Here is a 19164-nt window from a genome sequence, read left to right as displayed (position 1 = left end):
CATCTCACAATTAAATCTCTTCGTGGATTGCGTCTATATTGTTTTCATCATTTAAAAGAACAACACGGGGCTTATAATTTTCAAGCTCCCTTTCATCATATGTTGCATACGCAACGACTATGATTTTATCGCCTTTGTGCACTTTTCTTGCAGCTGCACCATTCAAGCAGATATCACGTTTTCCGCGCTCGCCTAAAATGATATAGGTAGAAAATCGCTCACCATTATTAATGTTAAGTATTTCTACTTTCTGTCCAACTCTCATCTTTGAAGCTTCTAACAACTCTTCATCTATAGTAATTGAGCCGACATAGTTTAAATTGGCATCAGTTACTGTAGCACGATGGATTTTGCTGTACAACATTTCTATCGTCATTATTTTATCTACCCATTTGCTTTTGCATATCAGCCGGTGAAATTGGTTCATCCCACATTTCAGCATCAATAACATATTCTTCAACTACATTACCGCCGATAATATGCTCAGAAATAATTTTATCGATTTTTTCTTTTGTAAGGCCTGCATACATTGTATGTCCCGGTTCAACAAGCATTACAGGCCCTGCAGAACAACGATTCATGCAAGATGTACGAATCGGCTGTACTGTTCCCATAATTCCTTCTTGCATCAATTTTTGAGCAAGATATTGAAATAAGTCCTGCGTTGCAGGTGTAACACATGAAGGTTTTGGCATACCTGGAGGAGCAGACTGCTCACACTTGAAGATATAAAATGCCGGTTGAGGGATTCCCATAGAAATTGTCCTTAATTTTTTCGCAATTATAACAAAAATATACTCTTATTTTCTAATAAGGCGAAAGAAGTTTGGTTTTTTAAGCTGATTTGTAAGTTTTTAACTCAAATTTAATAACTCTTTAACTACCTCTCTGTCATCAAAAGCAAACTTCTCATCATAAATAACCTGATATGCTTCATCACCTTTTCCAAGTATTACAACAACCTCTTCATCTTCTTGCATATCAAGTGCCATTTGTATTGCTTTTTTTCTATTGAGCTCAACTATGATATTTGTTTTATCTTGAATACCTTCTAAAATATCATCTATGATAATCTCGGGATCTTCATGACGCGGATTATCACTTGTAACAATCACTTTTTTAGCAAGACTTGCAGCTACCCTGCCCATAATAGGACGCTTTAGTCTGTCTCTGTCTCCGCCTGCACCAAAGACAACAATGAGCTCTTTTTCTTTTAGGGCATTGAGTACCTGTTGCATACCGTCTGGCGTATGCGCAAAGTCCACTATAACATTCGGTGCCGCACAGACCTGTTCCATTCTTCCGCTGACTCCTGCAAAATTATCGACAACGTCTGCTATTTCTTCTAAGGTTTTATCTGTTATAAGGTGCGTTGCTGCTATTGCTGCCATGAGATTATAGAGGTTGAAAAAACCATGAAGAGATGCGGTAAAAGGAACAATTTCTTGAAAATGCTGGATAATACCGCTTGAACCTTCATTGAGTGAGTATGCCATCAGTCTGTATGTAGCAGGATTCTCAATACCATATGTGTAGGCATTTTTAAAATTAAATGCGGCCTTTGGTTCATCTTTATTGATGAGTTTTTTGCTTTCATCTTGAAAGAAACCATTTTTTACTGCTATATATTCTTCTATAGTTTTATGATAATCCAAATGGTCTTGCGTAATATTTGTCAAAATTTTTAATTCAAACTTCAGACCTTCAATTCTTCGTTGCACCAAGGCATGTGAACTTACTTCCATGATAAAATATTCACATCCCGCACATACTGCCTGATAAATATGTTTATAGGTATTAAGCACAGAAGGCGTCGTCAGAGTTTTACCCTCACACACTTCATCATTCATAAAAAGGCCACGCGTCCCCTGCAGAGCAGCTTTATAGCCTAAATCAAGTAAAAATGAATAGATTGCACTTGCTGTAGTAGTTTTACCGTTTGTACCAGTAATACCAATAATCTTAATTTTATTGACACCAAAAAGTTCTGCGATGTCTTCTATTTTAATAATAGAGTGCGCATTATGTTGTTTTGCATCTTCCAAATAGGCTCTGTTTTGATGTGTCAATACAAAAGCTGTTTCTTCATCACACTCCCCAGAGTTTTCTGTTACGTATTTATAAGCCTGGTCTGGTAATTCAATTTTCAATACTTTTTCCCTGTGCCAGTTTTTTCAGTAATTTTCTCAAAAGTTTATCATCGGGGTATACACTTAATGCATTTTCTAAATATGTTAATGCCATTTGTGCGAAATCATGTTCTATTAATTTGTCTAAAAAATCTAAAAAATCTTCTTTACTTGTTATAATAACTCTGGTAGAGAACATAATATTTTCAAAAGTTTCTACAAAATCCCCACCCTCTTGCAAAATTTTCTGAAAATCACTGTAAAGAATTCCTTCTTCAAATTCTAATCTGTTACGCAAAGGTTCAGCGAAAACTTCACTTAATTTTTCTAAAGAACCATCCATACCTTCAAGTATTTCACTCATAATAGAGTCAGCCTCTTCTTTATCTTCTTCTCTGAGTATTTCATAATAATCAAATAGTGCTTCGGCACCTTCTTCTCCGCTCATAGCCATTTCAGAAAGTATAACACCGTTGAAAGCCTCTTTTGAGTTAGGATAATTTTGCAAAACCTGTGCAAATTTTTCTAAAGCACTTTTGTATTCTTCTTTTGAAAAGCTCTCTTTTGCCTGTGATAATATTTTATATTTACTTATTGTACCCATATCACCTCTATAAATTGTCTATGTCGTTTTCCATGCCGGCAGGAACATTTACAACAGTGATTTCAGGATGAATATCCATTCTCAACTGTCTTTCAACTCCATACTTTAATGTACTGCCGCTACTTGCACACCCTATACATGCACCTTTTAATTGTACATACACATTGCCATTCTTCACTGTAATAAAATCTATATCTCCACCATCAAGTGCTAAAGAAGGACGTACCTTGTCTATTACATGTTTAACCGGCTCTAATAACTCTTCGTCTGAAAATGGAATCATTTCTATCCTTTTTTGTTTATAACACTTTTATTATCATAAAATATGACAAAATCGCTTAACAAGTCATAAAATTATTATGCTAACTTAAAACTAAATTTTAATCAAGACAGATGTTTTCACGCATAGCCATAATTTCTTGTACATATGATGGTTTTCTCATTCCCACGAGAATGTAATCAATTGCATCTTGCTTGCATAAAAATTCCAAAGCACACTCTTGCACTTTTTTATGACACCCTTTAAATTCTTCTTTGAGTTCAGCTCTGACACGTTTTGAACACTCATAGGCAACCATGATTCTATATTCTTGTAAAAACAGATCAACAAATCGCAACAGCTCATCCAAAGTATCCGGTTGGATATTTTGCAAAGCCTGTTTGATATGAGGAATAATTTGTGAATGTAAAAAGGTATCATATTCACCTACCCAGCCAAATTTATGTTTGTTCGTATCCATTTGTTCAATCAAATTATACAACGATTTGAGTAAATCATTATCACAAGCCTGCAGTAATTCATTAAGGTAATAATAGTACTCTTTACTCTCCGAATATTCTGCCAGTCTATACATTAAATTCTCTTTTTGTGCATTTAACGGACGGTTAGCAAGTACCCGAAGTCCCTGTTTTTTTGCCCAAGCAGCACACTTTAAACCCTCTTTCTCTACTATATTTACTGGCAGCTGCACAGTTGAGAAGCTGTGTTTTTTATTGCCTGCCTCTTGTGCAGCATTTTGTGCAAGTGTGAGTAAATCTTCATACGGTAAAAATTTCGGATCGTTTTTTGCCTTTGCAAAACTGTTTGAACTGATACCGTAAGAGTTTATGCGACCCTCTTTCACTTCCTCTTCCAAGCCTATAAACGCTTCATACAATCTTTGATACATACTATCTAGTATTTCATCTCTTTTTTTACCTTTATTCAAAGCATCCAATATAAAATACTCAGGATTATGAATTAAATAACAATCAATTTTGCTCATTTGTAGTCTCTCTAAAGAGGCATCGAGCTGTTTTTTCATAAATGAATTTGCTATAGAGTGGTAACAGCTTTGATTAAATTCCACAACATCTTCAAAAGTTTCTTCTTTGTGTGCAAGCATATTTGAGCCTTGAATATATCCGTATTTGCTTACAATTTTAATCTTATCTCTTATGGCATCAGGAAAATTACGCAATACTTTGCCTATAGCCCTCTCAGCACCGCCGTCTGTATAGTTTGTAGAGGTGTCAATTAAATCTATGCCTGCATCAACAGCTTCTTTTAATGCTTCAATATGGAGGGGATTTTCATCTGTAATTCTGTAAGTTCCGAATGCGAAAGTACTCATAATGCTATCCTGTAATGTAAAGTATTTTAGAATTGGGAATTTCTTAATCTCTCAAAAAACTTCGTTTTTTGTAGCTTTAGGGGGTTGTAGGGACTTTGGTCCCTGCACCAATAATGGATTACTCCATTATTGGTATAAATAATAATTTATACTAATTCGATAAATGCCATCGGTGTAGCATCACCACGACGAATACGAGTTCTAGTAATTCTAGTATATCCACCAGCACGATCAACGTACTTAGGTGCTAACTCATTTACTAAAGTTTTAGTTGCTTCTTTACTTTGAAGCGCAGCAAATACTGCTCTGTGCGCATTTGAGTCATTTTTACCAGCAGTTGTGATAAGTTTCTCAATATAAGAGCGAAGCTCTTTTGCTTTTACAGCAGTTGTTTCAATTTTACCATGTTCTATTAACGAAATACTAAGGTTCTTTAAAAGAGCAGCACGGTGTGCACTTGTACGACCTAGTTTACGATATCCATGACGGTGTCTCATATCTAATTCCTCTTATTACGCCTGTACGGCTTCTATTTTCTTTTTCAGTGCAGTGACTACATCATCAGCTAAATCAGCACCAACTTCAAAACCAAATTCTTGAATTTTTTCTACGATTTCATCATAAGATTTTTTTCCAAGATTTTTAACATTTTTCAAATCATTTGTACTCATAAGTACAATTTCACCGATGAGTTTAATGCTTGAGCGATCAAGACAGTTAAAACTACGTGCACTTAATCCTAAACTATCAATATTAGTTGTTAGTTTTTTCAAATCAGGTGATTCTTCAACTCTCTCAATTGTAGCAGGAGCTTTAATACTGATTTCTGAATTAAATACAGCTAACTGTGCATACATTACTTCTAAAGAGTTTCTAAATGCATCAATAGGAGAAATCTGTCCATCAGTTTTGATATTCATAATAACTCTTTCAAAGTTAGGGTTATCTTCTACCAATACATTGTCAATTTTATACGTTGCGCTTCTTACCGGAGTAAAATAAGCATCTAACGCAATATAATCATCATCAGCAACTTCTACAGCCGTATCTTCACTCGCTACATAGCCAATCCCTTGAGCAATCTTAAGTGTGAAGTTAAGTGTTGAATCTTCATTTAAAGTTGCAAGCGGAGCATCAGGTGTTACCACCTCTACTTCATCATTGCTAAGATCTGCACCTTTAATAGTACACGGTCCCGCAAAGCTGTAATTAATCTCTGCCTGTGTTGCATCATTGTTTAATTTAAAGCGAATCTCTTTAAGATTTAAGATAAAATCTGAAATATCTTCAAGCATACCACGAACTGAGTCAAACTCATGTTTAGCACCCTCGATTTTAATAGCAATTGGCGCATAACCAACCGAGCTGCTTAATAGAAAACGGCGAAGTGGATGAGCCAACGATATAGCATACCCTACTTCAAAAGGGTATGCCATGATATTTGCTTCATTATCACTTATTTGTTCTACCTCAAACTCTTGTGGAGCAAGTGGAGTAGTTTTAATCTTTTTCATATCTTTTACGCCTTTTATATTAAATTATTATTTCGAGTAAAGCTCAACGATTAAACGTTCTTCAACTGGAATAACAACTTCTTCACGCTCTGGAAGACGAGTAAAGATACCATACACTTTTTCAGCATCGATGTCTACCCATGGAGCAAGACCAGTTTGGTTTGTAAGCTCGATAGCACGAACAACTTGATTGTTAGCTTTACTAGCTTCTTTCACTTCTATTTTTTGACCCGGTTTAACACGGTAAGAAGGAATATCAAGTTTTTTACCATCAACTAAGATGTGACCATGTGTTACTAGTTGACGAGCAAATCTACGAGTAGATGCAAATCCCATTCTATAAACAACATTGTCTAATCTTTGCTCAATTAATGTAATAAGGTTTGTACCTGTATTTCCATCACGACGTTTTGCTTCAACGAATAAAGCACGGAATTGCTTTTCAGAAATACCATACATGAATTTCGCTTTTTGCTTTTCATTAAGTTGTAAACCATACTCAGAAACTTTTTTACGACGTTGGCCATGTTGACCTGGACCGTAAGGACGCTTTTCTAAAGCAGATTTTCCTGCTAAACGACGCTCACCTTTTAAGTTTAGGCTTACTCCGAATCTTCTTTCGATCTTTTCTACTGGACCTCTATATCTTGCCATCAGTAATCTCCTTAAACTCTACGACGCTTAGGCGCGCGACAACCGTTGTGTGGTAATGGTGTAACATCTTTCATAAATGTAACACGGATTCCTTCGATAGCACCGACAGCTTTCACTGCAGTTTCACGACCAGAACCAGGACCTTGAACTTTAATACCAAGTTCTTTAATACCATGTACTTGAGCTTTTGCAACTGCATCTTCAACAGCCGCTTGTGCAGCAAATGGAGTTGATTTTTTAGAACCTTTAAAACCAAGGCTTCCAGCAGAACTCCAAGCAATCATATTACCCATTTCATCTGTAATAGTTACAAGAGTATTATTAAATGATGCCGCAATATGAACAATACCACGTGATATATTCTTTTTTACTACTTTTTTTCTAACAGCTTTTCTTTTTGCCATACTATAATTCCTTACGCTGCGCCGACAGTTTTACGTTTACCCTTACGAGTACGCGCATTTGTCTTAGTTTTTTGACCACGACATGGAAGACCACGACGGTGACGTAGACCACGGTATGAACCTAAATCCATAAGTGCCTTAATATCCATTGCAACTTTTTTACGTAAATCACCCTCAACCATATGGTTTTCACGGATTTCTTTCGTAATCGCTGCTACATCTTCTTCGTTTAATTCGAAAACTCTTTTGTTATAGTCTATCCCTGTTGCGTCTAATATTTGACGAGCAGTATGAAGACCAATACCATAGATGTATGTTAATCCATACTCTATACGTTTTTTCTTAGGTAAATCTACACCAGAAATACGAGCCATGGTTATCCTTGTCTCTGTTTATGTTTAGGGTTCTTGCAGATTACTCTTACAATACCTCTTCTTTTGATAACTTTGCAGTCATCACACATCTTTTTCACTGAAGCTCTTACTTTCATCGTAAGTCCTTATTAGTCGTTGTCTTTACTGTTTTCAGGCAAAGAATTCTATTTATTCGCTTGCCAATACTTTTATCTTCTATACATTATATATTAAAGATAGAAATACTCTTCTCTTTTGTTAAAACAGTAAAGCGGATGGGAATTATACACAAATTAATGTAAAAGTATTATTAAATCTCATTTATTTAACAATTCTAACTTCTTGTGTTTCAATTCTAGATATTGCATTGAATAATCCTGTAAACACAACAAAGAAAACCATCGGATTCATAGTATGGAATGTATTATGCGTGCAGGAAAAAAGTATAAATGATATAACAAACATTAAATTTAAAATATAATACTGCTTTGTTTTAAATTTTAAACTCAATAATGAATAAAATATTGCCAATAAAATTATTAAACCTAATATACCAAGCTGTGCTGCCGTATTGATAAAAACATTATGAAAATCTCCAAATATATGCATATCTCTTGTTTTATAATGATTTTTAGCACTATAAATATTGGCATCTTTCATAACATTCCCAATACCGGTTCCTTTTATAAAATTATCTAAAAAGGTTTCTGTTCCTATTTTTATCATAACAATTCTCATACCACCCTGATCAGTATAATCTTTTTTATCGATAGCCTTATGCAAACCACTTTGTAATTGATGAATTCTAGAATTAAAATTGCTGCTAAAATTATATGCAAGTAATAGAATTGTAATGATTATAACCGTAGATAATATAATAGCCTTTATTTTGCTTTTCATAAACATGAAAAAGAGCGTAAAAAGTAAAATAACGAAGAGAAGCTGTCCTGTTCTGCCGCCATTTATAAATAAATTTATAGTCAATGTAATAAAAAATAAAATATTAAATATCTTGTACCTTAATTCTTTTGCCATAAAAAAATTTATTAATAATATAGTGCTTGTAAATGCCAAAATCACACTATAGGTGATGTGATGCATAAACGGTGTAGGAAATTCCGGGGTGGCATGCTTATATGTAAATAATTTAAAATATATACCATAAGACATTATCTCACTAATAAATACACTTGCTACAAATGCTGAAAGAACATAATTAATGTATTTTTTCTCTAATGCGGTATATATGATGGGAATCATTAAAAAATGATGATATTTTCCAATGTAATTAAGTGCGAATATTGTATCTGAAGCCCATAGAATCGAGATAACATTATAAAGAATGAAAAGCGAGATAAATATTATAAATTTACTTGATTTTAAAAGTTTAATTTTATGATTCCAATTATCTTGATATATCCATAGTAATATCATTAACACTTCTATAATATTAACAGCTGCTTTTGAGATAGGAAAACTAAAAGCATATGCAATTATAAGATAATTAATGTAAGTATTTATATCCTTTTTAAACAAATTTTTCATTTTGCTCCAATTTTTGAAAACACTACTTTAACCGTTTTAATAAGAATAACGAAGTCAGCCCATAAAGACCAGTTTTTAATATACCATACTTCCAGCTCATTTCTTTGTTTAAAAGTCAAATTATTTCTACCGCTTACTTGCCATAATCCTGTGATGCCGGGTTTGACTTTAAGTATAAAGTTTTTATCTTCTCCAAGTTTATCAGATTCATTTAGCATATAAGGACGAGGACCGACTAGGCTCATCTCACCTTTTAGTACATTGATAATCTGCGGTAATTCATCCATTGAAGTTGTTCTTAAAAGTCTGCCGATTTTTGTTACACGAGGATCATTTTTGTACTTATGATACTCTTCATAGTATTTAACTTCATCGGGGTTACTTTTTAAATAATTTTTTAGGATATCGTCCGCATTTTTATACATAGTTCTATATTTATAACATACAAAATTATTATCATCTTTGCCTAATCTATCTTGCTTAAAAAATACAGCCCCTTTGGAATCTAAGATAATAGCTAAACTAATTACAGCGTGAATAAGCAAAAAGAACGGCATTATCATCAAAGTAACAAACAGGTCAAACAGGTTTTTTATCCATATATTTATTTTTAAAAGAAGTTTATTTTCTACCTGTATCGTACTGTACCTTATATTTGAGTACTCCATAATATTTGAATTGGCAAAGTTTATATTTGTCACATAAGGTACAATATAAACCGCGGTGTTAGCCTCTAAATATTTTGTGATTTTATGATTCACTTCTTCTACACTCATTCCCTGCGAGGATATAATAACCGTATCATACTCTTTATCATCACTTTCCATACCAATATACCAATTATCACGCAGCTCTTTTTTTAAGACTTCTACCTGATTGTTATCTCCCATTACCAACACTTTTTTCTTAAAAAATGGAAATTTGTATATGATTCTTTTTTCAAATCTTTTAGCTATCGGCATGAGAAAAACTGCAAACAAAAAATAGATACTAATAAAAAGCCGTGAATAGCCAAATGATGTTTTTGTAAGTGTCAGTAGTGCTAACACGATAAAATATGCCAAAATCAAAGATTTTAGAATTTTTTTCGTCTCTTGCCAAAAATCATATTGCAGAGTATATATCTTTTCATAATACATCAGTGCAACTATAATAAATACAACAAATGCGAATTCATTCAAAGTGTATGGACTAAATTCAGCTATTCCTGAAGTCTTAATACTAGTCCTTAAAAAAATAGCTAAATAAAATATACCGATCAATAATAAAATATCAAGAAGAAGAATAAATATATTTAATAAATGTTTTTTCATAAATAAAATTATATCTACTTTATTCTTGAAGAGTATTTTATATCTAAAAATAATCTTTCATATGAATCAATAATTTTATCCCATTGGTAAAGTTTTTCTATTTTTATTAAATTATTTTCTACTTTGTGAAGATATTTCTCTTTAACTATACTATTAATAATTATTGCAACATCTTTTTTATTTTGAAAATAAAAAGCATCTTCATCTAAAATAGATTCATTAAATTCATTTTTATTTGCACATATTAATGCACTTGAACCCATAGCTTCTAAAAGTGATGGATTGGTACCGCCTACGGTATGCCCATGAAAGTAAAGATTTGAGTAATATCTTAAATTATTTAAAATATTTATATCATAAATCGCACCGGTAAAAATTATATTTAAATATTTACTAAATTTATTTGTTATATATTCACCATATGAAGTATTAATATTTCCAATAACTAAAAACTTCATATTTTTTTGAGATAAACACACTCCTTCCAAAATCATTTCTATACTATTCTCCGGTTCTATTCTTGCAATCAACATATTGTAATTAAACTGTGTTAAATTGAACTTTTTTATTACTTTGTCATCAGGATTCTTAAATACATCCGATCCATACGGTATATAAGTAGATTCAATATTATATTTTTTCTTTAGATAATTTTGAATACCAACGGAGTCGCTTACAAGATAATCACTTCTTTTCACTGCAAGAGATTCCGCCCACTTTAAAAACATTTGAACTTTCTTGGAATATTTTGTACGCTTCCATTCTAAACCGTCCATATTTGTCACAATAATAGAATCTTTTGGATGCAGCTTAAAAAATACCGAACTACTGGTATATCCCAACTGTAAGATAACATCATATTTTTCTTTTCTTGTATCTATAATTGATAAAAAATCATATATTAATTGACCTATTGTTCCAATTTTATCCTCCGGATCATATATATGTTTTATTCTTACACCATTGTAATAATCTTCTTTATAACTATGATTGTGTGAATTGTAAACAGTGACTTCATGCTTTCTTTTTACTAAAGCAACCGCTAAATGCTCGGCAAACTGTTCAAATCCTCCGTAATTATTTGGTATGCCTCTTGTTCCCAGAATTGCTATTTTCACTATTTAAGCCTCTTGATATTCAATATTACTTTGTGAAAGATAACTCTGCTTAAACTAATTTCAAAATCAAAATAACTATATTTCTTTTTAAAATTAGAAAAATGGATGAACAAGTCAATAATTTTTTGAATAAAATATTTAATTCCTTTATTTGATGAACCTAAAACATTATGTTCATGCTGCCTATAAATAGTCAAAGGTTCTTCAATATATGCATATTTTCCATATTTTACAATATTGGCTGCTATCCAATGATCATGATAAATATAGTTTAGAGGCATTGGAGACATCTTATGCAGTGCGTATTCATTTATCATGATTGTTGATCCTGTTACGACATTTAATGACAATATATCATATAAATTTTTCATAATATCTATATCTAGTTTTTCACTTTTCCACATAGAAGTAGAAATGATTTCCAAATTATTGTTAGCCACAATCAGATTTGAAAACACCATTAAAGGAAAGTTTGAATATTTTTTCTCTAGTTCAAGCATTTTATTTAAGGTATATTCAACTTTATTATCGAGCCATACATCATCCTGATCACAAAACATAAAATATTTGTACTTGTTTAATTTTTTTGCATATTCCAATAGAATACTAAAATTACTTTGTGCTCTTGTTGAAAGTAAATCATCTTCTAAAAAATAAATATTATCATAATTGTCTACATAGTCTTTTATAATTTTTATGGAATTGTCAGTTGAACCATCATCTCTGATAATAATATCAACTTTCACGCTTTGATTTGTTAAGCTCTCTATCTGCTGAGTGAGATATTTTTCGCCATTATATACTGCTAGTAAAATTACTATATTATTAAGTGTTTTTTTCATTGATAATTATCAACCTTATTGGCAAATACATTTTACTTCTTTGTTCTATGCAAATGCTTTTGAATTAAAGAAACATCATAATCAGATATTTTTTTAATAACATCCTCAAAATCCAGTATATTAATTTTTAAAGGATTATCTCTCAATAATTCCACTTTTAAAAAAGGCATTTTTGATACCAACAAAAGTTCTTTCCAATACTGATGTGTTATATTTACAGATAACGAATTTTGAAATACACTTCTGCCCTCAAAGAGAGAAATTATCTTTTTAAAAATTTTATAAAAAGTAACTCTTCTTAATTTTACAGTATATTTTTCCATAAATACCGGTTTATACTCAGCATATGAAGCTAATTTAAATCCTAATGACAAAAGTTTTGCACTAAAACCAACTTCATAAGTTTCTATAATCTTTCGCTTATTATCAAGAACTTTTACATTTTTCCAGAAGTCTGAAAAATATGAAGACAAAAGAACTGTTTTTTTACACACCAAGAAATAACTTTGTAAATGCAAAGATATTTCTTGTCCTGATGTCATACCCCAGACATCACACTGTTTATTTTTCATTGCATTAAAAACATTCTCTAGCGGATAAAAAGGTCCATATACACTATCATTGCATATTATGATTTCATCATATTTTATATAATCAAAGCTTTCTAGCCCAATTTTATAGCTCATAAAATCATATCCTATATTATCTCTAATTATTACTTTAGCACATATTCGGCTTAATAATTCTATATCTTTTTGGGTTAAATCAGCAGTTGAGACAAAAACGATATAATTAGAAATTTTACTCAATTCTTTTAAATATACATATACATATTGATCAACAACATTATCTATATCGTAATGGGCAAAAACAACTGCTCTGTTCATCTAATTCCTAATCATTTATATATTTATTAACCCTGTATTTCTATCAGCTTTTACATAATCTTTACATTTATCTACAACTTCTTGAGATAATTCAAGATTTAAAAAATCTGCTAAAGTTTGAATTAAATTTTCTTTATCCCTTAATGATCTCTCATAACTTATTAAAAGTAACGGATAATTCTTTTGTTGAATAAATTTCGTTACATTCACAAGTTCTTTAAATCTATGATTTACAACAAACTCTAATGTACTAATTATATCTTTATGAATACCGTCATTAATCTCTTTTTGTGTAATTGCCAGTGGATCTCTGTATATTATAATGCAGTACGGTTCTCTTAAAAATGAATCTATTTTATCAAAATACATCATTCCTTGAGGGTCTTTCCATCCCCAAACTTTATACTGTTCATTTTTTTTATTTATTAAATTTATTAATTTTTTCTTGACTTTCTCATGTCCCTCGCTGTGAATATTATATATATCTTCAATTGGATTGGAAGCGTGCAAAAAATCTTTATCTTCATTTGTGTCCGGATCTAAATCATCCCCCATATTGACACCCATAATTCTAAGTAGCCCTGAAACCATAGATGTTCCGCCTCGTGCTGATCCAAGAGCACAAATCGTTTTTCTCTCACTCTTTTTTGTTGCTCGGTTGATTATATTGTAACCGCTTATTTTATTTGTTTTTTTTTCAACCTTTTTTAAATGAGATGATATTAGATTAAAATCATATATATAGTCATCTTTCTTAGCCAATATCTTAATATAATCCAAATTGTTCATTTTAATGGGATTATCTCTTAGTAATTCAACTTTTATAAAAGGGAATTTGAATTTTTCAATAAGTTCTTTCCATCCAATATGAGTTACATTTATTGTATAATTAGCAATACTTGCTTTTAATCCGGCCGGTAGTGAAAGATTTTGCTTTAATAAGGTTGTACATACATCTTGTACCGCTATATAACTGCCAAGCTTAAAGTGTTTAGCGAGTAATTTACTCAGTCCAATTTCATATGCTTCTATTAATTGCGCTTTATCTTCAATAACTTTCATCTCTTTAAAAAAATCAATAAAAATATTTGACTTTATGGCCTGTTGATTAAAAACCAAAAAATAACTCTGCAAATGGTAGCTGCTATAAAAATTATCCGTTAATCCCCAAATATCATAATTTTTCTTTTGCATAGAATTAAATATTGTTTTTAAATTATATAAAGGACCGTAAACGCTGTCATTAGCTAAAATCAATGTTTTGCAATTAATACTATTTTCTATAATATAGTCTAAACCGATTTTCCATGAAGCAAAATCATAACCAATGTTTTCTCTAACTATATTAATAGAAACATATTGATTTAATTTCTCTAATTCATTCATTTTCATATCTTCACATACTGTAACAAATATAATATCAATATCTATTTTCTTTAATTCCTTAATATAGTTCACAACATAGTCGTCAATAATGTTATCTTTATCATAGTGCGCAAAAATACAAACAGAATCATTTTTAAGAGCATTGTTGACTTTAACGTATTTATATTTTGGGATAGAGACAGCATCGGAAGATTTATTACTATAATTTGACTTAGAAGTTTTTCTTCCTTCGTTCTTTCCATGTAATATATAATGCGCTAAAGGATTCACTCCTTTTTCTTTAACATCATTATATGTACTTAAATAAAAACTAGTGTCAAACTTGTCACTGGGATTTCGCCCTTCATCAGCTCCATATTTTATATAATGCCATATAGGGTCTATATCCATTGCTCTAATATCCGTATAGGTAAACAGGTAATATTTTATATCAAACAGGTCACTCTTTTTTATGGCTTTATACCATTTGATTTGTTTTAGTTTTTTTATCATTTTGTAAACCTTTTGATTCTTCTTAGTATCTTTGTGAACTTCCAGCTTCTACTGGTATAAATTAAAACTAATTCATCTTTTAAAGATTCTATTTCTTTATTCTTACTTTTGATCATTTTGTCTTTTTGAGTTAAATCCTCTTTGACTTGTATCAGCTCTTTGTCTTTTTGTGTTAAACTCTCTTTGGCCTGTGTCAGCTCTTTGTCTTTTTGGGTTAAACTCTCTTTGGCCTGTGTCAGCTCTTTGTCTTTTTGGGCTAAATTCTCTTTGACTTCTGTCAGCTCTTTATCTTTTTGAGCTATTGTTTCTTGGCTTTGTGTGAGGGTCTCTTTGGTCTGGGCAAGCTCTTTATCTTTTTGAGCTATTGTTTCTTGGCTTTGTGTGAGGGTCTCTTTGGTCTGGGCAAGCTCTTTATCTTTTTGAGCTATTGTTTCTTGGCTTTGTGTGAGGGTCTCTTTGGTTTTTTGCAGTTCCTCCAAAAAATTTATAATCTCCCTATTATAAAAAAGTTTTTGATAACTAAAAAACTCATTTCTCAGTTCATCAAACTTTTTTAAAACGCTTTTATTGTTAAAACAATCTTTTAAAGCAAGAACTTTTTGCACCATTGTAGGAATTTTACTAGATAAGTTATCTATAGAAATGTTATGGTGTTTTAAACCAGCTTCTAAAAACTTCTCTATTTCTTGTCTATTCTTTAAATATTTTTCATCCAAATCAATATTTAATGATTTAGCAATCATTTTGACAGTATCAGTAGTTTCATTTATGAGATTATCAAAATCCACAAAAACTCTTTCATATCCTCTACTCTGTTTCTCAGCAAGTAAGAAATAATACCCCCAAAGCAGCATTCCTTTTTCCATACTTATTCCATCTCTTGTATGTAAAGAGTTCGCCACTTCTACAGGGTTTCGGTATGGTAAGATCACTTTAATATCTATATGTAATTCTTCAAGTGCTTTTTTATAAACAGGAAACAAAAATGCAAGTCTAGGATCTTTTATGGCAAAAATATTACTATATTCAAACTCTTTTTTGATGATCTTTTTTAGCTCATCAATATTTTTAATATTTTCAAGTTTCTCTTCATTGTAAAAAATATCATCCCACGAACTATTACATTCAAAAAGTAGTTTTTCATTAACTTTAAAAAGTTCATTATTTTCAAAGTAACCTTTTTCATTCGCATGGTTTGCGGCCATAAGCTCACTGCCTAGATATATATCACACATATTAAGGACACCTGTCAAAGCACTTGTTCCGCTTCTATGCATTCCTAATACCAATATAGCTGTTTGTCGCATTTAATTGTTCCCTTCTTTCCATATACTTAAATTACGTTCAAGAATACTTTCTAATATATTTATTTCTTTTTTATAAATTTGATTTAATACCTTTCTCGTTTCAGTTTTCATCTTATTATATTTATTTTGAAATACAACTTGATTCTCTATTTGCAAATTTTTTGTACTTACATCTATTTCTAAAAAATCCAATATCTCATATATATACTTTTTTTGTTCTTGAACAAACTCTTCATATATAATGAACTTAAATTGTTCCTTATTGAAATATTTAAAATAATTTAATATTTGATTGGAATAAAACCCTCTTTTTAGATATGTAAAATTTACATAGTCTGAATATTCTTTCAATCTATAATTTTCATATATTAATGCCTGCTCAAAACTCAAACTTTCATGCCCTTGTGTTAAAAAGGACATATTATATTGAGAATAAGCTCTATCGACAGGATTCCTAAGAAGAACAATAAATTTAATCTTTTTATTGCCCAAAGATTCTCTAATCCTCTCTGGAGCTTCATCAAAAAAAATATAAGCAGGCGTAATCTCTCCTCTTATCTGATCTTTTTTAGCATCTTTAAAGTATTCTAAATAATAATTCATCCCTCTATTATAATTTTTAATATCATCAAAAAAATGCAATTCTTTTCTCTCAGGTAAAAAAATATCATCTATCTTTTTTAAATGTTCATAGAGCAATGTTGTACCCGATTTTTGTGCACCAATACATAAAAAATCAATCACTTCTAATCACCTCACAATTATCAATACAATTTACAGAAGATGTACATATCATTTTTTCTATATGCATAACTTTAAATGCATAAGTATCTACAATACGATGTATATGTTTTTTAAACGAACTACATCCTGCATTTAAAAAATATTCTCCTTCGTTAAATAAACATTTAAAAGAAAATTTTATCATATAGTTACCTTCAGGAACAATATCTATCCCTTGGTGCTCTCTCATAGAATACGAACCACCAGCTATGGCTACCCCCAGTGTATTTTTTATTAAAAAACCAAATCTTACATCTTCTGTCTTATTTTTTACATTAACTACATAAGAATAGATGTAGTTATATCCATGTATCAAAACATTAACCTCTCTTCCATCAAGAGTAGTGACTTTTATATCGCTTATTTTTGCACCTTTTTCTTCATAGTAGATTGTTGATTTTGGTTTAAGTGATGGGTCATAAAATTCTTCAATCGCATGTTTTGCTTTTTTTTGAACTTCTTTCTTTTTAGATTTATCTTTTTTTTCTGATTTTTTTTCTAACTCTTGCAACTCTGCTTCAATAATAGCTTTATCAATCATATTTTTATTTGCATTTTTCATATAAAGTCCAGTAACAAGTTTAGGTTTGCCCTCTATGATTTTCTCACCATTGCTCAGCCAGATAGCACGACTACAAAGACTCACTATACTTCCTTCACTATGACTTACAAAGAGTATGGTAGTCCCTGCTTCTCTTATCTGCTCCATTTTTGCAAAACATTTTCTTTGAAAGGCCGCATCACCCACAGCTAAGGCTTCATCAACTATGAGTAAGTCTGGTTCTATGTTTATGGCTACTGCAAACCCTAGTCTTGCTTTCATTCCACTGCTGTATGTTTTTATGGGCTGGTGGATAAACTCACCAAGTTCTGCAAACTCTAGTATCTCTTTTATTTTTTTATCCGTATCTTTCTTAGACATACCATTGATAGAAGTATTTAAGTATATATTTTCAAGTCCACTCATTTCAGGGTTAAATCCAGCACCAAGCTCAAGTATAGCAGATATCTTTCCATGCACATTTACTCTTCCAGCTGATGGCGTTAAAACACCTGTTATTATTTTAAGAAGAGTGGATTTTCCACTACCGTTTCTACCTATAATACCTACAGTTTCACCTTTTTTTATCTCAAAACTTACATCTTTAAGAGCATGAAAATTCTTATGATGTGCCTTCCCCAATGGATTAAGCGCTTCCTTAAGTCTGTCTATAGGCTCTTTATAGAGTTTGTATATTTTTGTAAGGTTTTGTACTTTTATGGCTATATTTTTATTCATTACAGTACATCTCCAAAATGAGGTCTGAGTCTTTTAAAAACTATGGCACCAAGTATAAAAAATACAGTTGTTATGCCTAAGTAGTACAGTGTTACTTTTGGCATCTCCCAAAACCAAACATGGTTTATGAAAGTATCTCTATACCCTTGTACTATATAATACGCAGGGTTGAGTTTTAGTATCCATTGGTGATTTGGGGAAATCATACTTATATTCCAAAATATCGGCGTCGCCCAAAATCCTATCTGCAATAGCACACCGATAATGTTTCCTATATCTTTTACAAATACTCTTATAGCAGAAGTCATCCAAGATATACCAAGCAGTAGCAATACAGTACATAAGATAAAGTAAGGTAATTGCACCCAGTAAACAGATGGAGAAAATCCATACAATAAAAACATCATGATCAAAAATAAAACAAGGCCTATGTGGATAATCAATGCTGAACCTATTTGAATGAGAGGTAATATGCTCACTCTAAAAGCCACTTTTTTTACTAAAAAAGAGTTGTTCGTTATAGCACTCGTTCCTGCAGTTAAAGCATTTGAGATAAAAAACCAAGGTATCATTCCAGATGCTAACCATAAAAAGTATGGAGTGTCTCCGTGCGAAGCTGTTCTAAAACCATAAGTAAATACAAACCATATAACTAACATAAAAGTCAATGGTTGTATAAATGCCCATACTAAGCCCAAGTATGTACCTAGATAGTTCTTTTTAAAATCATTGATGATGAGCGCTCTTAGCAGCCCTCTGTTTGCAAGAATATGTTTTAGAAACCTATAGAACTCTTTGAAAAAATTTTCTTTTAACTTTAACATTCTTGAGTTTCAACTGATATCAATACTTCCACTCCACCTATTGCAATCATTTTAATTAATCCTTATCTCTAAAAATTTGCTATTATCTTCATAGTATATTTTATGGACAACTTAATC

General features: G+C 31.3%; 22 protein-coding genes. All 22 read right to left on the bottom strand.

The window, feature by feature from the left end; translation table 11 throughout:
* Positions 1-10: 10 nt before the first annotated feature.
* Positions 11-376, bottom strand: coding sequence for an aspartate 1-decarboxylase (panD, locus tag SAUT_RS01490; protein WP_013326104.1), 366 nt, complete (start codon positions 374-376; stop codon positions 11-13).
* Between the two features lie 4 nt (positions 377-380).
* Positions 381-755, bottom strand: coding sequence for a (2Fe-2S) ferredoxin domain-containing protein (locus SAUT_RS01485; RefSeq protein ID WP_013326103.1), 375 nt, complete (start codon positions 753-755; stop codon positions 381-383).
* Positions 756-854: 99 nt separating this feature from the next.
* Positions 855-2150, bottom strand: a complete 1296-nt coding sequence (locus SAUT_RS01480; RefSeq protein ID WP_013326102.1) for a UDP-N-acetylmuramoyl-L-alanyl-D-glutamate--2,6-diaminopimelate ligase — start codon at positions 2148-2150, stop codon at positions 855-857.
* Positions 2140-2733, bottom strand: a complete 594-nt coding sequence (locus SAUT_RS01475; protein WP_013326101.1) for a hypothetical protein — start codon at positions 2731-2733, stop codon at positions 2140-2142. The genes SAUT_RS01480 and SAUT_RS01475 overlap by 11 nt, the downstream gene beginning before the upstream one ends.
* Before the next feature lie 7 nt (positions 2734-2740).
* Positions 2741-3016: a NifU family protein gene (locus SAUT_RS01470; protein ID WP_013326100.1), complete on the bottom strand. Its 276-nt coding sequence runs from the start codon at positions 3014-3016 to the stop codon at positions 2741-2743.
* Between the two features lie 97 nt (positions 3017-3113).
* A complete protein-coding gene (locus SAUT_RS01465) occupies positions 3114-4346 on the bottom strand; it encodes an aldo/keto reductase (protein WP_013326099.1) in 1233 nt (410 codons plus the stop codon).
* 146 nt (positions 4347-4492) lie between these two features.
* Positions 4493-4843 carry a 50S ribosomal protein L17 gene (rplQ, locus tag SAUT_RS01460; protein ID WP_013326098.1) on the bottom strand — a complete coding sequence of 117 codons (351 nt, stop codon included), beginning with the start codon at positions 4841-4843 and terminating at the stop codon, positions 4493-4495.
* 15 nt (positions 4844-4858) lie between these two features.
* On the bottom strand, positions 4859-5860 hold the full coding sequence (locus SAUT_RS01455) for a DNA-directed RNA polymerase subunit alpha (protein ID WP_013326097.1): 1002 nt from the start codon (positions 5858-5860) through the stop codon (positions 4859-4861).
* Between the two features lie 27 nt (positions 5861-5887).
* The gene (gene rpsD / locus SAUT_RS01450; RefSeq protein ID WP_013326096.1) at positions 5888-6514 is read right to left on the bottom strand and encodes a 30S ribosomal protein S4; all 627 of its coding nucleotides are present in this window, start codon (positions 6512-6514) and stop codon (positions 5888-5890) included.
* Positions 6515-6525: 11 nt separating this feature from the next.
* The gene (rpsK, locus tag SAUT_RS01445) at positions 6526-6918 is read right to left on the bottom strand and encodes a 30S ribosomal protein S11 (RefSeq protein ID WP_013326095.1); all 393 of its coding nucleotides are present in this window, start codon (positions 6916-6918) and stop codon (positions 6526-6528) included.
* 11 nt (positions 6919-6929) lie between these two features.
* The gene (rpsM, locus tag SAUT_RS01440; protein WP_013326094.1) at positions 6930-7292 is read right to left on the bottom strand and encodes a 30S ribosomal protein S13; all 363 of its coding nucleotides are present in this window, start codon (positions 7290-7292) and stop codon (positions 6930-6932) included.
* 2 nt (positions 7293-7294) lie between these two features.
* Entirely contained in the window at positions 7295-7408 is a 114-nt protein-coding gene (gene rpmJ / locus SAUT_RS01435; protein WP_041675103.1) for a 50S ribosomal protein L36, read from the bottom strand.
* 184 nt (positions 7409-7592) lie between these two features.
* Positions 7593-8816 (bottom strand): O-antigen ligase family protein, encoded by a 1224-nt coding sequence (locus SAUT_RS01430; protein WP_013326093.1) that lies wholly within the window; start codon positions 8814-8816, stop codon positions 7593-7595.
* Entirely contained in the window at positions 8813-9997 is a 1185-nt protein-coding gene (locus tag SAUT_RS01425) for an exopolysaccharide biosynthesis polyprenyl glycosylphosphotransferase (protein ID WP_245534112.1), read from the bottom strand. The genes SAUT_RS01430 and SAUT_RS01425 overlap by 4 nt, the downstream gene beginning before the upstream one ends.
* Positions 9998-10143: 146 nt before the next feature.
* Positions 10144-11247, bottom strand: a complete 1104-nt coding sequence (locus tag SAUT_RS01420) for a DUF1972 domain-containing protein (RefSeq protein ID WP_013326091.1) — start codon at positions 11245-11247, stop codon at positions 10144-10146.
* The gene (locus SAUT_RS01415) at positions 11247-12089 is read right to left on the bottom strand and encodes a glycosyltransferase (protein ID WP_013326090.1); all 843 of its coding nucleotides are present in this window, start codon (positions 12087-12089) and stop codon (positions 11247-11249) included. Before SAUT_RS01415 ends, SAUT_RS01420 begins: the two co-directional genes overlap by 1 nt.
* A 32-nt stretch (positions 12090-12121) precedes the next feature.
* The gene (locus SAUT_RS10995) at positions 12122-12976 is read right to left on the bottom strand and encodes a putative glycosyltransferase, fusion protein (protein ID WP_013326089.1); all 855 of its coding nucleotides are present in this window, start codon (positions 12974-12976) and stop codon (positions 12122-12124) included.
* A 15-nt stretch (positions 12977-12991) separates the two neighbouring features.
* On the bottom strand, positions 12992-14854 hold the full coding sequence (locus SAUT_RS10990; protein ID WP_013326088.1) for a lipopolysaccharide biosynthesis protein: 1863 nt from the start codon (positions 14852-14854) through the stop codon (positions 12992-12994).
* On the bottom strand, positions 14851-16161 hold the full coding sequence (locus tag SAUT_RS01400) for a sulfotransferase family protein (protein ID WP_013326087.1): 1311 nt from the start codon (positions 16159-16161) through the stop codon (positions 14851-14853). The genes SAUT_RS10990 and SAUT_RS01400 overlap by 4 nt, the downstream gene beginning before the upstream one ends.
* Entirely contained in the window at positions 16162-16905 is a 744-nt protein-coding gene (locus SAUT_RS01395; protein WP_013326086.1) for a sulfotransferase domain-containing protein, read from the bottom strand.
* Positions 16898-18223, bottom strand: a complete 1326-nt coding sequence (locus tag SAUT_RS01390; protein ID WP_013326085.1) for an ABC transporter ATP-binding protein — start codon at positions 18221-18223, stop codon at positions 16898-16900. The genes SAUT_RS01395 and SAUT_RS01390 overlap by 8 nt, the downstream gene beginning before the upstream one ends.
* Complete coding sequence (locus SAUT_RS01385; protein ID WP_013326084.1) at positions 18223-19047, bottom strand: ABC transporter permease; 825 nt, start codon at positions 19045-19047, stop codon at positions 18223-18225. Before SAUT_RS01385 ends, SAUT_RS01390 begins: the two co-directional genes overlap by 1 nt.
* Positions 19048-19164: the final 117 nt, after the last annotated feature.

Origin of the sequence: Sulfurimonas autotrophica DSM 16294 (assembly GCF_000147355.1) — a bacterium.
Classification (GTDB): domain Bacteria; phylum Campylobacterota; class Campylobacteria; order Campylobacterales; family Sulfurimonadaceae; genus Sulfurimonas; species Sulfurimonas autotrophica.
Note: the sequence above shows the minus strand (reverse complement) of the source record. Positions and strands in the feature narration are given on the sequence as shown.

Bases quoted from the DNA above. Each gene is read 5' to 3' on its own strand.
- SAUT_RS01390 (WP_013326085.1), bottom strand. From the start codon at position 18,223: ATGAATAAAAATATAGCCATAAAAGTACAAAACCTTACAAAAATATAC.
- rplQ (WP_013326098.1), bottom strand. From the start codon at position 4,843: ATGAGACACCGTCATGGATATCGTAAACTAGGTCGTACAAGTGCACAC.
- SAUT_RS01415 (WP_013326090.1), bottom strand. From the start codon at position 12,089: ATGAAAAAAACACTTAATAATATAGTAATTTTACTAGCAGTATATAAT.
- panD (WP_013326104.1), bottom strand. From the start codon at position 376: ATGACGATAGAAATGTTGTACAGCAAAATCCATCGTGCTACAGTAACT.
- SAUT_RS01475 (WP_013326101.1), bottom strand. From the start codon at position 2,733: ATGGGTACAATAAGTAAATATAAAATATTATCACAGGCAAAAGAGAGC.
- rpmJ (WP_041675103.1), bottom strand. From the start codon at position 7,408: ATGAAAGTAAGAGCTTCAGTGAAAAAGATGTGTGATGACTGCAAAGTT.
- SAUT_RS10990 (WP_013326088.1), bottom strand. From the start codon at position 14,854: ATGATAAAAAAACTAAAACAAATCAAATGGTATAAAGCCATAAAAAAG.
- SAUT_RS01400 (WP_013326087.1), bottom strand. From the start codon at position 16,161: ATGCGACAAACAGCTATATTGGTATTAGGAATGCATAGAAGCGGAACA.
- SAUT_RS01385 (WP_013326084.1), bottom strand. From the start codon at position 19,047: ATGTTAAAGTTAAAAGAAAATTTTTTCAAAGAGTTCTATAGGTTTCTA.
- SAUT_RS01465 (WP_013326099.1), bottom strand. From the start codon at position 4,346: ATGAGTACTTTCGCATTCGGAACTTACAGAATTACAGATGAAAATCCC.
- rpsD (WP_013326096.1), bottom strand. From the start codon at position 6,514: ATGGCAAGATATAGAGGTCCAGTAGAAAAGATCGAAAGAAGATTCGGA.
- rpsM (WP_013326094.1), bottom strand. From the start codon at position 7,292: ATGGCTCGTATTTCTGGTGTAGATTTACCTAAGAAAAAACGTATAGAG.
- SAUT_RS01470 (WP_013326100.1), bottom strand. From the start codon at position 3,016: ATGATTCCATTTTCAGACGAAGAGTTATTAGAGCCGGTTAAACATGTA.
- SAUT_RS01430 (WP_013326093.1), bottom strand. From the start codon at position 8,816: ATGAAAAATTTGTTTAAAAAGGATATAAATACTTACATTAATTATCTT.
- SAUT_RS01455 (WP_013326097.1), bottom strand. From the start codon at position 5,860: ATGAAAAAGATTAAAACTACTCCACTTGCTCCACAAGAGTTTGAGGTA.
- SAUT_RS10995 (WP_013326089.1), bottom strand. From the start codon at position 12,976: ATGAACAGAGCAGTTGTTTTTGCCCATTACGATATAGATAATGTTGTT.
- rpsK (WP_013326095.1), bottom strand. From the start codon at position 6,918: ATGGCAAAAAGAAAAGCTGTTAGAAAAAAAGTAGTAAAAAAGAATATA.
- SAUT_RS01485 (WP_013326103.1), bottom strand. From the start codon at position 755: ATGGGAATCCCTCAACCGGCATTTTATATCTTCAAGTGTGAGCAGTCT.